Below are 14957 nucleotides of genomic sequence, written 5' to 3'. Positions count from 1 at the left end.
TGTCGAGGGCACTTCGGTCAGGGTAGCCGTGCATGTGGGGGGGTGGCATGACCATTGAGGTCACGCATGAGCAAGTGGTTGTGGAACACAGACATCCACAAGGTCGTCGAAGACGTTGGGAGCAGAGGTACCGGATCGTCCTGCTGGTCGCGGACGGTTTAGCGGCCGCCGCCGCGGCCTTCTTGATCCATGCGGCCTACGGCCGCTGGGCGGTGGCTCTGGTGCTGCCCCCGGCCTGGATCGTCGTCATGTTCGCCCATCGCTCCTACGACCGCAGCACCCTGGGCCTGGGAGCCGAGGAATACCGGCGGGTACTTCGGGGCGCCGTCGCACTGCCGGCGCTGGCCGCGGTCGCCTACTGGGTGTTCACGCACGATTCGGGGCTCCTTCATGACATGAGCATGGCCGCGTTGCCCGCTGCCGCGATCGCCCTGCCGGTCAGGTACGCGCTGCGCCGCCGGCTGCACAGGCGCTGGGCGCGGAGCCGGGACGGGAGTGCCACGCTCCTGGTCGGGCCGTCACGCGGCATCGTGGAACTGGTCGCGGTGCTGCGGCGCGGCGGCGTACCGGAACTGAGGGCCGCCGGAGTGTGCCTGACCGATCCGGAAAACGCCGCCGACGTAAGGAAGTTGGGGCTCCCGCTCGTCGGCGGCGTCGGTGACATGGACGACGTCATCCGGGCCCTGGGCATCACCACTTTGGTGACACTGCCCGCGCCCGAGCTGGACGCCTCGGTGCTGCGCCGGATGTCCTGGACGGCAGCCGTGCACGGCGTGGACTTCCTGCTGGCCCCCGTGCTGACCGACGTGTCCGCCTCCCGGCTCGCCATACGCCCCACAGGCGGGGTGCCGCTGATGCGGATACAGGCACCGAACCTCTCAAGGATCTCCCGGCTGCCCAAGGAACTGCTGGACCGGACGCTCGCGGCGGCGCTCCTCGCGCTGCTCGCCCTGCCCATGCTGCTGATCGCCCTGATCGTCCGGCTGGACAGCTCCGGGTCGGCCCTGTTCAGACAACAGCGCGTGGGCCGGTACGGCGACCACTTCACCATGCTGAAGTTCCGCACGATGCGGGAGGACTCCGAGGCCCTGCGGGCGGAACTGGCACACCTCAACCAGAACAGCGACGGCCTGCTGTTCAAGGTGAAGGAGGACCCACGGATCACCCGGGTCGGCTCGGTGCTGCGCCGCAGCTCGCTCGACGAACTGCCCCAGCTGATCAACGTGGTCAGGGGCCACATGTCGCTCGTGGGCCCCCGCCCGCCGTTGCCCGCGGAGGTGGAGGAGTACACCCCGGACATCAAGCGCAGGCTGCTCGTCAAGCCCGGCCTCACCGGACTGTGGCAGGTCAGCGGCCGCTCCGACCTGCCCTGGGACGAGGCGGTCCGGCTCGATCTCGCATACGTCGACAACTGGTCGACGAGCCTCGACCTGTCGATCCTGCTGCGCACCGGGACCGCGGTGGTGCGAGGAACGGGGGCCTACTGATGAACCGCCCACTGAAGAACCGCCCACCGATGGACCGAGGGAAGAGGTACCAAGTGACGCAGACCAGCGAGCCGTTGGGGGTCGCGGTCGTCGGGGCCGGCTACTGGGGACCCAACCTCGTACGCAACTTCCAGGCCGGTGAGCAGTTCCGGCTGCGCTGGCTGTGCGACCTCGACGTGGACCGGGCCCAGCGGGTCCTCGGCGGCTACTCGACGGTCCAGGCCACCTCGGACTACGCGGCCGTCCTCGCCGACCCGTCGGTCGACGCCGTCGCCGTGGCCACGCCCGCCGGAACCCACCTCGACATCGCCCTGGCCGCCCTGCGCGCCGGCAAGCACGTCCTGGTGGAGAAGCCGCTCGCGGCGACGTACGCCGACGGGGTGCGCCTGGTGACCGAGGCGGAAGAGCGCGGCCTCACCCTGATGTGCGATCACACCTACTGCTACACACCCGCCGTCGGCCGCATCAGGGAGTCGGTCCGCTCCGGCGAACTCGGTGAGATCCACTTCGTCGACTCGGTCCGGATCAACCTCGGACTCGTCCAGAAGGACATCGACGTCCTGTGGGACCTGGCCCCGCACGACCTGTCGATCCTGGACTTCATCCTCCCCGACACCGTCGAGCCGGTCGCTGTCGCCGCCCACGGGGCCGACCCGATCGGCGCGGGACAGGCCTGCGTGGCCTATCTGACGCTCCAGCTCAACACCGGGGCCATCGCCCACGTGCACGTCAACTGGCTGTCGCCGACCAAGGTACGGACCACCATGGTGGGCGGCGCCAAACGCACCCTGATCTGGGACGACCTCAACCCCCTGCAGAGAGTGGCCGTCTACGACCGGGGCGTGGACCTGGCCGCGCCCCAGGAGATCGGCGCGGACGAGCGCCGCGAGATGCTCGTCTCGTACCGCTCCGGGGACATGGTCGCGCCCGCGATCGGCGAGAAGGAAGCGCTGCGCAGCATGGTCGACGAGTTCGCCGACGCGATCAGGCAGCGCCGGGCGCCGCTGACCGACGGCCGGGCCGGGCTGCGGGTGCTGGACATCCTCGAGGCGGCGTCCCGGAGCCTGGAGTTCCGGGGCGCGGTCGTCGGCCTGCGCGCCGGGCGCTGACGGATCCAACCCACCGAGAGGGCAACGCAGTTGAGCAGCGTACGAGGCAAGAAGATCCTGGTCACCGGGGGAGCGGGCACCATCGGCTCCCACCTCGTCGACCTCCTGGCCGAGGGCGGCGCCCGCGAGATCGTCGTACTCGACAACTTCGTGCGCGGGCGGCGGGCCAACCTCGCGAAGGCCCTGCCCAGCGGCGTCGTGGAGGTCGTCGAGGGCGACGTCCGGGACGCCGGCACCGTACGGAAGGTCACCGAGGGCGCCGACCTGGTGTTCCATCTCGCCGCCATCCGCATCACCCAGTGCGCGGAGGAGCCCCGGCTCGCCAACGAGGTCCTGGTCGACGGCACCTTCAACGTCCTGGAGGCGGCGGCCGAGGCACAGGTGGCCAAGGTGATCGCCTCCTCCTCCGCATCCGTCTACGGCATGGCCGAGACCTTTCCGACCACCGAGCGCCACCACCCGTACAACAACGACACCTTCTACGGCGCGGCGAAGGCCTTCAACGAGGGCATGCTGCGCAGCTTCCACGCCATGTACGGACTGGACTACGTGGCGCTGCGCTACTTCAACGTCTACGGCCCCCGGATGGACATCCACGGCCTCTACACCGAGGTGCTGATCCGCTGGATGGAGCGCATCGAGGCGGGCGAGCCGCCGCTGATCCTCGGCGACGGCACGCAGACCATGGACTTCGTCGACGTCCGCGACATAGCCAGGGCCAATGTGCTGGCCGCCGAGTCGGAACTCACCGACGAGGTGTTCAACATCGCCAGCGGCACGGAGACGTCGCTGAAGGAGCTCGCCGAGGGCCTGCTGGAGGCCATGGGGGCGACCGGCCTGAAGCCGGTGCACGGGCCCGCCCGCGCGGTGAACGGGGTGACCCGGCGCCTCGCGGACACCTCACGGGCGGCCGACCGGCTCGGGTTCACGGCGAGGACCGACCTGCGCACGGGGCTCAGGGACCTGGTCGAGTGGTGGCGTGCGGAGCGGGAGGCGGCCAAGTGAGCACCGACCGCATCCCGGTGATGATCCCCTGGCTCGGCGAGGAGGAGGCCCAGGCCGCCTCCGCCGCGGTGCTGTCCGGCTGGGTCGCCCAGGGCCCCCGGGTCGCCGCCTTCGAGCGGGCCTTCGCCGAACGGGTCGGCGCCGAGCACGGCATCGCGGTCAGCTCCTGCACCACCGCCCTGCACCTGTCCCTCGTCGCCCTCGGTCTCGGTCCCGGCGATGAGGTCGTGGTGCCGTCACTGTCGTTCATCGCCACCGCCAACGCCGTCCGCTACGTGGGAGCCCAGCCGGTGTTCGCCGATGCCGACCCCGCCACCGGCAACCTCACCACGGCCACCGTGGACGCCGTCCGCACCCCCCGCACCAGGGCCGTCCTCGCCGTCCACCAGGGCGGCGTCCCGGCCGATGTGCACGCACTGCGCGCCGCCTGCGCGGACTGGGACCTGCCCCTGGTCGAGGACGCCGCCTGCGCCGTCGGCTCGACCGTCGGCGGCAAGCCCGTGGGGCACGGCGCGCTGCTCGCCGCCTGGTCCTTCCACCCCCGCAAGCTCGTCACCACCGGCGAGGGGGGCATGATCACCACCGACGACGCCGCATGGGCGGCACGCCTGCGCCGGCTGCGCGAGCACGGCATGAACGCCTCGGCGGCAACACGGCATGCGAGCGGCAAGCCCGTCCTGGAGAGCTACCTCGAGGTCGGCTTCAACTACCGGATGACCGACATCCAGGCCGCCGTCGGCCTGGTCCAGCTCACAAAGCTCGACGCGATGATCGCCCGCCGCCGTGAGCTGGCGGCCCGCTACGACGCGCTGCTGGACGACATCCAGGGCCTCACCCCCGTACGCGACCCCCGGCACGGGCAGAGCAACTTCCAGTCCTACTGGGTGCTGCTGGCCGAGGACTTCCCGGTGCGCCGGGACGACCTGCTCGCCCATCTCGCCGAGGCCGGCGTCTCCGCCCGGCGCGGAATCATGGCCGCACACCTCGAACCGGCCTACGCGGACCACCCCTGCGCGCCGCTGCCGGTCACCGAGCGGATCAGCCGCGACTCGCTGATCCTGCCGCTGTTCCACACCATGACCGAAACCCAGCAGGACCGCGTCGTCGCGGCGCTGCGCGAACAGGCCCGAAGATGAACGGGCTGCTGATCATCGGCGCGGGCGGATTCGCCCGGGAGACCGCGCAGGCCGTACGGGACGCGGGTGACCTCGAGCTGCTCGGGCACCTGGACGACAACCCCGCCCTGCACGGCACCGCGGTGGACGGCGTGCCCGTCCTCGGCGGCTGCGACCTGGTCCACGACCTGCCCGACGCACGCGTGGTGATCTGCGTGGGCAATCCCCGGGACTACGCGGCCCGCGCCCGGCTGGTCCGCCGGCTCGACCTGCCCACGGACCGCTACGCCACGGTCGTCCACCCGACGGCGGCGGTGTCGGCGACCTCCGAGGTCGGCCCCGGCTCGGTCCTGCTCGCACACTGCGTGCTGACCGCCGCCGTGCGGGTGGGTGCGCACGTCGCGGTGATGCCGCAGGTCGTCCTCACCCACGACGACGTGGTCGAGGACTGCGCCACGCTCGCCTCCGGCGTCCGCCTCGGCGGGACGGTGCGGCTGGAGCGCGGTGCCTATGTGGGCTCGGGGGCCCTGGTCCGGGAGGGCACGACGGTCGGCGCCTGGTCGCTGATCGGGCTGGGCAGCACCGTGCTCGGCGACGTTCCGCCGGGCGAGGTGTGGCTGGGCAGCCCGGCCCGGCGGCTGCGCGAGGCGGCCGCCCCCGCGCTCGACGAACTCGCGACCCGACCCATGGGGGGACCCGTCAGATGAACCACATTCCGCTCGTGGACCTCAAGGCGGCCCACGAGGAGGTCGCCGACGACGTACGGGCCGGCTTCGAACGCGTCCTGGCCGGCACCGCCTTCATCGGCGGCGAGGAGGTCCGCCGGTTCGAGCACGAATACGCCGGCTTCGGCGGTGTCGCGCACTGCGTGGGCGTCGCCAACGGCACCGATGCGGTGGAACTCGCCCTGCGGGCCGTGGGAGTCGGTCCCGGCGACGAGGTCGTCGTACCCGCCAACACCTTCATCGCCACCGTGGGCGCGGTGACCAGGACCGGCGCGCGCCCGGTGCTCGCCGACTGCCTGCCCGGCACCCACCTCCTCGACCCCCGGGCCGCGCTGGCCGCGGTCGGCCCCGCCACCCGCGCGGTGGTACCGGTCCACCTGTACGGGCAGATGGCCGACCTGACGACGCCGGCCGGCCGACTGCCCGACGCGGTACGGGTCGTCGAGGACGCCGCGCAGTGCCAGGGCGCCACCCGCGACGGCCGGCCGCCGGGCGCCGGGGGGATCGCGGCGACGAGCTTCTACCCGGGCAAGAACCTGGGGGCCTACGGCGACGCCGGCGCGGTCCTGACCGACGACGAGGAACTGGCGGGACGGGTACGGGCGATCGCGAACCACGGCGGCGTCGCCAAGTACCGCCACGACATCCCGGGCTTCAACAGCCGTCTGGACGGGCTGCAGGCCGTCGTGCTGCGGGCGAAGCTGGCGCGGCTCGCGGACGGCAACGCGGCCCGGCGGGCGGCGGCGGCCCGTTACGACGCGTTGCTCGCCGACCTGGCGACCGCCGGCAGGATCGTGCTCCCGACGACCGCGCCCGGCAACGTCCACGTCTGGCACCTGTACGTCGTCCAGGTGCTCGGGGCGGACCGCGACGACATCGTCGGCAAGCTCAACGCCGAGGGCGTCGGCGCCGGGGTGCACTATCCCGTCCCGGTCCATCTCACCCCCGCGTACCGCCATCTCGGTCACAGCCGGGGCGACTTCCCGAACGCCGAGAGGGCGGCCGAACGCATCCTCTCCCTTCCGCTCTACCCGCAGATCACCGCCGACCAGCAACAGCGCGTCGCCGACACGCTCACCGACGCGCTCCGCGGCTGATCGGCCGCAGTCCCACGCTCCACCCGACCGCACCGGTCGGCCCTGCACAGCACCGCTGAGAGGTACGACATGAACAGATGGAGCAGACGGATCCGGGGCGTGCGCCTCGCCGTCGTAGCGGCACTGGTATGGGCGGTGCTCCCGCAGGCTGTGCCCGCCCAGGCGGCCTCCGATCCGTGCGGAGCGGGATCGAACCCCGTCGTCTGCGAGAACTCCAAGCCGGGCAGCCCGAAGACCGACTGGTTCTCGCCCAACGCCTACGGAGACATCAAGGGGTTCTCCACCAGACAGAGCGTCCAGGCCGGTGACACCGTCCAGTTCAAGGTCCAGTCGAAGGTCTCGTACCACATCGAGATCTACCGCCTGGGCTGGTACGGCGGTGACGGCGCACGCGAGATGTCCACCGCCGCCCAGGCGGCCGTCACCTATCCGGCCAACTACGCGACCAGGCCCGCCAGTTGCACCACCAAGAGCAGCACCGGCCTGGTCGACTGCGGCAACTGGCCCGTGACCGCCGGCTGGACGGTGCCCGGCGACGCCGTGTCCGGCCTGTACATCGCGAACCTCACACAGACCGACGGCGACGGCATGATGCCGTACCCGTTCGTCGTCCGCAACGACTCCAGCACCTCGGGCATCGTCGTGCAGACCAGCGACCAGACCTGGCAGGCCTACAACGACTACGGAGGCCAGGACCTCTACGGCGGCGCCGGGCCCGCACCGGACGGCCGGGCCTACGAGGTCAGCTACAACCGGCCGCTGGACATCGGCGGCGACAACGGCATCTACGGCTCCGAGTACATGATGCTGTCCTGGCTGGAGCGCAACGGCTACGACGTCAGCTACACGTCCGGCGTGGACGTGTCGTCGGCGAACGGCGCCACCCTGCTGAAGAGGCACAAGGTGTACATGTCGTCCGGCCATGACGAGTACTGGACGCAGAGCCAGTACTCCAACGTCCTGGCCGCCCGGAAGGCCGGCGTCCGGGAGGCCTTCTTCAGCGGCAACGAGGTCTTCTGGAAGACGCGGCTCGCCCCGAGCATCGACGGCGCGAACACGGCCGACCGCACCCTGGTCTGCTACAAGATGACCAAGATGGCGCAGAACAACGGCGTCGCCGACCCCAGCGGCACCTGGACCGGTACCTGGATGGACCCGGCCAGTACGAACTACGGCCAGACCTACCAGCCGCCGAACATCCTCACCGGCTCCATGTTCACGGTGAACGGCTACCGCAGCGACGCCATCACCGTCCCCGGCTCGTACGGCAGGAACCGGATCTGGCGCAGCACCTCCATCGCGAACCTGACGTCGGGCCAGACCGCCACCTTCCCGACGGGCACCCTCGGCTACGAGTGGGACAGCGACCTCGACAACAGCACCCGGCCCGCGGGAGCCATCGACGTGTCGTCCACGACGGTGGACATCAACGACGGCAAGCTCCGCATGGACTGGGGCAACGTCTACGGCAACGGCACGGCGACGCACTCTCTCGTCGAGTTCCGCGACCAGGACTCCGGGGCCCTGGTGTTCGGGTCGGGCACCGTCCAGTGGTCCTGGGGCCTGACCAACGTGCCGACGTACAACCCCGACGACACGGTGGTCACCGAGGACTCCCGGATGCAGCAGGCGACACTGAACGTCCTCGCCGACATGGGTGTCCAGCCGCTGACCCGGCAGAGCGACCTCGTCGCCGCGTCCGCCTCCACCGACACCGCCGGCCCGACCGTCACCGTGACGAGCCCGGCCTCCGGCGTCACGGTCCCGGCGCTGAAGCCGGTCACCATCAAGGGCACCGCCACCGACTCGGGCGGGGGAGTGGTGGCCCGGGTGGAGGTCTCCACGGACGGCGGCACCACCTGGAAGGCCGCCGACGGCCTGACGTCCTGGAGCTACAGCTGGACCCCGACGGCCCCGGGCGCGGCGTCCCTCAAGGTCCGCGCGGTCGACGACAGCGTCAACATCGGCACGGTCACCACCGTCCCGGTGACCGTCGGTCCACAGGCCTGCCCCTGCACCGTCTGGCCGGCCTCGGCCGTACCCGGCACCGTCAACGCGGGCGACGGCAGCTCCGTGGAACTGGGCGTCAAGTTCCGTACCACCGCGGCCGGTTCGATCACCGGAGTCCGCTTCTACAAGTCACCCGCCAACACCGGAACCCACACCGGCAGCCTGTGGACCGCCTCCGGTACCCGCCTGGCCACCGGCACCTTCACCAATGAGACGGCCTCCGGCTGGCAGCAACTGAACTTCGCCACCCCGGTGAGCGTCAAGGCCAACACCACCTACGTCGCCTCCTACTTCGCCCCCAACGGCGGATACTCCTACGACGGTGGCTACTTCTCCGGCAGCGACGCCGGCCTGGCCCCGCTCACAGCGCTGAAGTCCGGCACCGACGGCGGCAACGGCGTCTACCACTACGGCTCGACCAGCGCCTTCCCGTCCTCGCCGTCCTCCGGCAGCAACTACTGGGTCGACGTGGTGCTGGACACCTCCACGGCCAGCACCACCCCGCCCACGGTCACCTCGACCTCCCCGACGTCCGGCGCGACCGGCGTGTCGATCACGGCACCGGTGTCGGCCGTCTTCAGCTCGGCCGTCGACGCCGACAGCCTGGCGTTCACCCTGAAGGGCCCGGACGGCACCACCGTGCCGGGGACCACGACGCTCTCCGCGTCCAACAAGGCGACCTTCACCCCGTCGACGCAGCTGGAACTGCACACCTCGTACACCGCCTCCGTCCAGGCCTCCGACCTGTGGGGCAACGCCATGGCGGACCCGGTGACCTGGTCCTTCACCACCAGTTCCACCCCGCCCGCGGTGACCTGCCCCTGCACGCTGTGGAACTCCTCCGCCGTACCGGCCACCGCCGACATGACCGGCGACACCAACTCGGTCGAGCTGGGCACCCGGTTCACCTCCTCGGCGGACGGCTGGGTCACCGGCGTCACCTTCTACAAGGGCACCGGCAACACCGGAACGCACACCGGCAGCCTGTGGTCCGACGACGGGACACTGCTCGCCACCGGCACCTTCACCGGCGAGACGGCCTCGGGCTGGCAACAGCTGACCTTCACCACTCCGGTGGCGATCACCGCGGGCACCCCGTACGTCGTGTCCTACCACGCGCCGCACGGCAACTACGCCGTGGACGGCGGCTACTTCGCGGCAGCCCACCAGTCCTATCCGCTGACTGCCACCGCCGACACCACCACACACCACAACGGGCTCTACCGCTACGGCACCGATCCGGCCTTCCCCAACGGTTCCTACGGCTCCGCGAACTACTGGGTCGGGCCCGTCTTCACCGCCGACAACCCCGGCGCGTCCCTGACGACGGCCAAGGCCTCGGAGGTGACCGCGTCCTCGGTGACGCACACCGCGGACGCGGCGAGCGCCCTCGTCACGACCGTGCCCGCCTCGGCCGAACCGTCGTCCGTCCGGGCGACCGTGACCGTCCTGCCGGGCCCCGGGGCGGCCGCCGCCAGGAAGCTCCACGTCACGGCCGTCACCTCCTACGACCGCGCCACCCACAGGATGTCCGTCCACCTGTCCGCCCCGTTGCCGGACGGCACACGGTTCGAGGTCACGGTCACGGCCCGGGACAAGCACGGCCACACCGTGAAGTCCCGCAGCTGGACCCTGACCGGCAAGACCGTCCGCAAGAAGAAGAACTGAGGGCCTCCGCATCGATGAGCAGCGTCAGTGTTGTCATCCCCTGCTACAAGTACGGCCATTTCCTCGCCGACTGCGTGAGCAGCGTCCTGGACGAGCAGGACGGCGTCGATGTGCGGGTCCTCGTCATCGACGACGCCTCGCCCGACGACTCGGCGGACATAGCGCACAAGCTGGCCGCCGCCGACCCGCGGATCGAGGTCCGCGTCCACGAGACCAACAAGGGGCACATCGCCACCTACAACGAGGGCCTCCTGGAATGGGCCGACGGCGACTACGTCGCCCTGCTCTCCGCCGACGACCGGTTGGTCCCGGGCGCGCTGGTGCGGGCCGCATCGCTGCTGGACGCGCATCCCGAGGTGGGGTTCGCCTACGGGCGTCCGCTGCGCTTCCAGCACGGCGGACCGCTGCCACGGGCCCGTACGCGGAGCACCGGCTCGGTCGTCTACCCCGGGCAGTGGTGGCTGGAACGGCGTTTCCGCGAGGGCACCGGCTGCATCACCTCGCCGGAGGTCGTCGTCCGCACCAGCCTCCAGCGCACGGTCGGCGGCTACGACCCGGCCCTTCCGCACGCCGGCGACATCGAGATGTGGATGCGGCTGGCCGCACACGCCGACGTCGGCTACGTACGCGGTGCCGACCAGGCCTTCTATCGCGTCCACGGCAAGAACATGTCCACCACCGACTTCGGCGGTCAGCTCGACGACCTGCGCCAGCGCCTGGTGGCGTTCGATTCTGTGCTGGCCAAGTGCGCGGACCGGCTGCCCCATGCCGACCGCCTGGCCGACCAGGTCCACACCCGGCTCGCCCGTTTCGCACTGCGCCGGGCCTACCGTGCCTACGACCGAGGACGTACCGGCGTCGTTCCGGTCGACGCGTGCGTGGCGTTCGCCGAGCAGTGCCTGCCGGGTTACCGGGCGCTGCCCGAGTACCGCGCACTGCGGCTGCGCAGGCGGATCGGTGCGAAGGCGATGCCGTATCTGCAGCCGCTGGTGTGGTCGGCGGTGGCCGAGCGCGGGCGTGAGCGGCTGTGGTGGGAGTCGTGGAAGCGCCGCGGTGTGTGATGCGCCATCCGTACCCCTCAGTCGGCCACGGGCAGCGGGCCGGAGGAGTGCCGGCGGCGGCCCGCGGGGGTGTTCCGGCGGCTCATGGCGTACCGGTCGAGCCACAACGCGCCGAGCACGCCGCCGGCCGTGCCGAGCAGGGCCGTGCCCGCCAGGCCCCTGCTCTTGTCGCCCTGCACCTCGGCGGCGCTCGGAGAGGTCAGGACGGAGGCGGTGATCCGCGACCCCGCCGGGACCTTCTGGGCCGACTGCAACTGGTCGACGTGCCGCGTGTAGACGTGGATGATGCGGCGCACCGCCGCCGTGGCGGCGTCGGCGCCGGGCGCCTGCGACTGCACCTGCAGGGAGGGGATCAGATACCGGGGTGTCGCGCTGGTCCCGCTGTTGCGCGGCACGAGGTGGTAGGTCCCGCGCACACCTGCCGCGGCCAACTCCTCGGCGCCGGAAGGAGATTGCAGCTGCTGGACGACCGCGTAGGAGACCACGGCGAGCGGCGGCTGCAGGTTGGTGAGCTGATTGGGCTGGTTCCGCGTCACCGGCGGCTTGAGGACGACCACCGCGGAGCCGACGAACCGAGGGGCGGGGCGCGCCACGTGGTACACCCCGGCGGCCGTCAGCAGCAGCGCGGCCAGCACGACGTACCAGCGGCGGAGCAGCGCGTCGGCGACGTTCCCGGGCGACATGTGAGTTCCTTCCGTCGCCCCCGATACTGGCAGGGCGCGCGGCGGCATGCCACCGAATGGAGGGATGGTTCGTGAGCCTCGGTGAGATATGGGCCATTCTGCGCAGACGTTGGTATTTCATGGTGCCCTTCACCCTGCTCAGCCTGCTCGGCGGCGCCTATCTGTACGAGACCGTCCCGGTCTCCTACCAGTCCCAGAGCTCGGTCGCGCTGCTCGACTCCTCGGCCGTCGCCCGGCTGGCCCCCACGTTCGGCAATCCGATCTCGAACGCGGGCGGTTCGCTCATCGTCACGGCCGACGTACTGATCAGAACCCTCGAATCGAGCGACGCCGCCAAGGAGTTGCACGAGCGGGGCGTCAGCGACCCGTACACGGCCGGGTTCGCGCCGCAGACCGACAGTCCGCTGCTCGTGCTCAGCGTCACCGGAACCGACCGGGCACAGGTGCTCAAGGAGACCGACACCCTGACCGCGTTCGCCGGTGAGCAACTGGACGCCCTGCAGGCTGCCGCCAAGGTCCCGCCCGCCTACCTCGTGCAGACGGCCCCCGTCGTACTGCCGCAAACCCCGGTGGCGAAGTCGAAGAGCCGTTACCAGGACATCGCGGCCGTCGTCATCCTCGGCGTCGTCAGCGCGTTTCTGCTGTCCATCCTGATGGAGGGCGTCGCGGTGGTCCGCCGCCGGCACGGTGGCAGGAGCGCCGCCCCACGGCCGAAGCGGGCCCGCACGGCGAACCGGGGGCGAGCGGGCGTGCTGAGCCGACGGGTCGACGCCACCGCGATCCTCACCGTCTACCTGGCGCTGGCCTTCTTCATCCCCTCCAACCTGGCCCTGCCCGCGCTCGGCGGTGTCGGCACCCCGGCCAACGTCTTCGCCCTGCTCGGACTGCTGTGGTACCTCGCGACCTGGCTCGGCGGCCGTATCCTTCCCGCGCCGGGAACCAGGCTCGCGCGGGTCGCGATGTGCGTGCTCGGGCTGGCCGTCCTGGCGGCGTACGTCGCGGACGCGGCACGCGAGAGCTCGCACGAGGAGGTCCTCGGGGCCGACCGCGGGCTCATCGGCTTCCTGGTGTGGGTGTCGCTGGTCGTCCTGACGTCGGCGGGTGTGCAGGACCGCGCACGGCTCGACGTTCTGATGCGCCGGGTAGTGGTGCTGGCGTCCGTCGTCGCCGCGATCGGCTTCTACGACTTCTTCGCCGCCACCAACATCGCCGACTCCATGCACATCCCCGGCCTGCAGACCAGCGTGGCGCAGGTGAACGTCATGGACCGCGGCGCCTTCACGCGGCCCCGGGCCACCACGGCCCAGCCGCTGGAGTTCGCCGGCATGCTCGCGATCCTCCTGCCCTTCGCGATCCAGCAGGCCCTCGACCCGGTACGCCGTCACCGCCACGCCCTGCGCCGCTGGGGACCGGTGGTGCTCATGGCCGGTGCCCTGCCCCTGAGTGTGTCGCGGACCTCGATCATCGGCCTGCTGCTGGTCGCCCTGGTGATGGTGCCGCGCTGGCGGCCGGCCCGGCGCTGGGCCGCGATCGGCCTGATGACGGCGTCCCTGGCCGTCTTCAAGGTGCTCGTCCCCGGGCTGATCGGCACGATCACGGGCCTGTTCGCGTCCGCCCTGTCCAACTCCGACAGCAGCACACAGGCCCGGACGGTCAAGTACAGCGCGATCGTGCCCTATCTGAAGGAGCATCCGCTGTTCGGACGGGGCTTCGGCACCTTCACTCCGGACCTGTACTTCTTCACCGACAACCAGTACATGCTGACCCTGGCCGAGATGGGCGTGCTCGGGCTCGTCGCGCTGCTCACCCTGTTCGTCACCGGAATCCACCACGGCGGCGCGATCCGGCGGCTGGCCCGCACCGACTCCGACCGCGAACTGGGTCAGGCGTTCTTCGCCTCGTCGGCGGTGGCCCTGGTCATCAGCGCCACCTTCGACTCGCTGAGCTTCCCGATGTTCGCCGGCATGTTCTTCCTGATGCTGGGGGCGGGGTGCAGCCATCTGGGCTTCGTCCGGCGCGAGGCGGCCGCCACCGCCGTCCCGGCCGCCCCCCGCACCACCTCCGAAGACCGGCTTCCCCAACTCGTGGAGTCCCGTTGAGCCTTGTCGCCGTCATCGTCGTCACCTGGAACAGCGCCCCCGTACTCCCCGGGTTCCTCGCCGCGCTCGAGGACGGCATGGCCGGCCTCGACTGGCGGCTCGTCGTCGCCGACAACGACTCCGGCGACGACACCGTCGAGGTCCTGCGGGCGCTGGCCCCCGGCGCCACGCTCGTCCAGACCGGCCGCAACGCCGGGTACGCCGCCGGGATCAACGCGGCGCTGGCCGCCGCCCACGGATACGCGGCCGTGGTGATCTGCAACCCCGACATCCGGATGCGGCGGGGGTGCGCCAAACGTCTCGTCGACAGCCTCGGCGACGGAGTCGGGATCGCCGTACCCCTCCTGTACGAGGAGGGCCGGGACACGCCCCACCACTCGCTGCGCCGGGAATCGAGCGTGCTGAGGGCTCTCGGTGAGGCGGTCATCGGCAACCGGCGGGCGGGACGCTTCCCGCCGCTGAGCGAACTCGTCACCGACACCGCCGCGTACCGACGGCCGACCCGCGCGGACTGGGCGACCGGGGCGCTGATGGCCATCTCGGACGACTGCCTGACGGCGTGCGGCCGGTGGGACGAGTCCTTCTTCCTCTACTCGGAGGAGACCGAGTACTGCCTGCGTGCGCGGGATCTGGGATACGCCACGCAGTTGGAGCCGACCGCCGAGGCGGTGCATCTGGGAGGCGACTCCCAGGTCTCGCCCCGGCTGTGGACGCTGCTCACCCTCAACCGCGTGCGGCTGTACGGACGGCGCCACGGGGCCTGGGCAACGGCGTGCTTCAGAGGTGCCGTGTTCCTGCGCGAGGCGTCGCGGGCCGCACTCGGCAGGCGGGCCAGCCGGGCGGCGGCGGCCCAACTGCTCAAGCCGGGCGCGCTGCGGGCCACGCCGGGGCCGTGACG

11 protein-coding genes are annotated in these 14957 nt (G+C 71.2%); 10 read left to right on the top strand and 1 reads right to left on the bottom strand.

Annotated features, from left to right (window positions below):
- Positions 1-182: 182 nt before the first annotated feature.
- The 8 genes from ACZ7HQ_RS11285 (at position 183) to ACZ7HQ_RS11250 (ending at position 11277) form a co-directional block, all read left to right on the top strand.
- The gene (locus ACZ7HQ_RS11285; protein ID WP_470987297.1) at positions 183-1487 is read left to right on the top strand and encodes an exopolysaccharide biosynthesis polyprenyl glycosylphosphotransferase; all 1305 of its coding nucleotides are present in this window, start codon (positions 183-185) and stop codon (positions 1485-1487) included.
- 53 nt (positions 1488-1540) lie between these two features.
- Positions 1541-2596 (top strand): Gfo/Idh/MocA family protein, encoded by a 1056-nt coding sequence (locus ACZ7HQ_RS11280; protein ID WP_470987296.1) that lies wholly within the window; start codon positions 1541-1543, stop codon positions 2594-2596.
- Positions 2597-2626: 30 nt separating this feature from the next.
- Positions 2627-3601, top strand: a complete 975-nt coding sequence (locus ACZ7HQ_RS11275) for an NAD-dependent epimerase/dehydratase family protein (protein ID WP_470987294.1) — start codon at positions 2627-2629, stop codon at positions 3599-3601.
- On the top strand, positions 3598-4737 hold the full coding sequence (locus ACZ7HQ_RS11270; protein WP_470987292.1) for a DegT/DnrJ/EryC1/StrS family aminotransferase: 1140 nt from the start codon (positions 3598-3600) through the stop codon (positions 4735-4737). Before ACZ7HQ_RS11275 ends, ACZ7HQ_RS11270 begins: the two co-directional genes overlap by 4 nt.
- Positions 4734-5423: an acetyltransferase gene (locus ACZ7HQ_RS11265; RefSeq protein ID WP_470987290.1), complete on the top strand. Its 690-nt coding sequence runs from the start codon at positions 4734-4736 to the stop codon at positions 5421-5423. The genes ACZ7HQ_RS11270 and ACZ7HQ_RS11265 overlap by 4 nt, the downstream gene beginning before the upstream one ends.
- Positions 5420-6538: a DegT/DnrJ/EryC1/StrS family aminotransferase gene (locus ACZ7HQ_RS11260; protein WP_470987289.1), complete on the top strand. Its 1119-nt coding sequence runs from the start codon at positions 5420-5422 to the stop codon at positions 6536-6538. The genes ACZ7HQ_RS11265 and ACZ7HQ_RS11260 overlap by 4 nt, the downstream gene beginning before the upstream one ends.
- Before the next feature lie 69 nt (positions 6539-6607).
- Complete coding sequence (locus ACZ7HQ_RS11255) at positions 6608-10216, top strand: DUF4082 domain-containing protein (RefSeq protein ID WP_470987287.1); 3609 nt, start codon at positions 6608-6610, stop codon at positions 10214-10216.
- Positions 10217-10230: 14 nt separating this feature from the next.
- On the top strand, positions 10231-11277 hold the full coding sequence (locus ACZ7HQ_RS11250) for a glycosyltransferase (RefSeq protein ID WP_470987285.1): 1047 nt from the start codon (positions 10231-10233) through the stop codon (positions 11275-11277).
- Positions 11278-11294: 17 nt separating this feature from the next.
- Here ACZ7HQ_RS11250 and ACZ7HQ_RS11245 read toward each other — a convergent pair whose 3' ends face one another.
- Positions 11295-11960, bottom strand: coding sequence for a hypothetical protein (locus ACZ7HQ_RS11245; protein WP_470987283.1), 666 nt, complete (start codon positions 11958-11960; stop codon positions 11295-11297).
- A 119-nt stretch (positions 11961-12079) separates the two neighbouring features.
- Here ACZ7HQ_RS11245 and ACZ7HQ_RS11240 point away from each other — a divergent pair, with 119 nt between their 5' ends.
- Positions 12080-14059, top strand: coding sequence for an O-antigen ligase family protein (locus ACZ7HQ_RS11240; RefSeq protein WP_470987281.1), 1980 nt, complete (start codon positions 12080-12082; stop codon positions 14057-14059).
- Complete coding sequence (locus ACZ7HQ_RS11235; protein WP_470987279.1) at positions 14056-14955, top strand: glycosyltransferase family 2 protein; 900 nt, start codon at positions 14056-14058, stop codon at positions 14953-14955. Before ACZ7HQ_RS11240 ends, ACZ7HQ_RS11235 begins: the two co-directional genes overlap by 4 nt.
- Positions 14956-14957: the final 2 nt, after the last annotated feature.

The sequence above is a fragment of the Streptomyces sp. NPDC037290 genome, from assembly GCF_055603245.1.
This window is presented reverse-complemented; position numbering and strand designations above follow the sequence as displayed.

Bases quoted from the DNA above. Each gene is read 5' to 3' on its own strand.
- ACZ7HQ_RS11265 (WP_470987290.1), top strand. From the start codon at position 4,734: ATGAACGGGCTGCTGATCATCGGCGCGGGCGGATTCGCCCGGGAGACC.
- ACZ7HQ_RS11260 (WP_470987289.1), top strand. From the start codon at position 5,420: ATGAACCACATTCCGCTCGTGGACCTCAAGGCGGCCCACGAGGAGGTC.
- ACZ7HQ_RS11255 (WP_470987287.1), top strand. From the start codon at position 6,608: ATGAACAGATGGAGCAGACGGATCCGGGGCGTGCGCCTCGCCGTCGTA.
- ACZ7HQ_RS11250 (WP_470987285.1), top strand. From the start codon at position 10,231: ATGAGCAGCGTCAGTGTTGTCATCCCCTGCTACAAGTACGGCCATTTC.
- ACZ7HQ_RS11245 (WP_470987283.1), bottom strand. From the start codon at position 11,960: ATGTCGCCCGGGAACGTCGCCGACGCGCTGCTCCGCCGCTGGTACGTC.
- ACZ7HQ_RS11240 (WP_470987281.1), top strand. From the start codon at position 12,080: ATGGTGCCCTTCACCCTGCTCAGCCTGCTCGGCGGCGCCTATCTGTAC.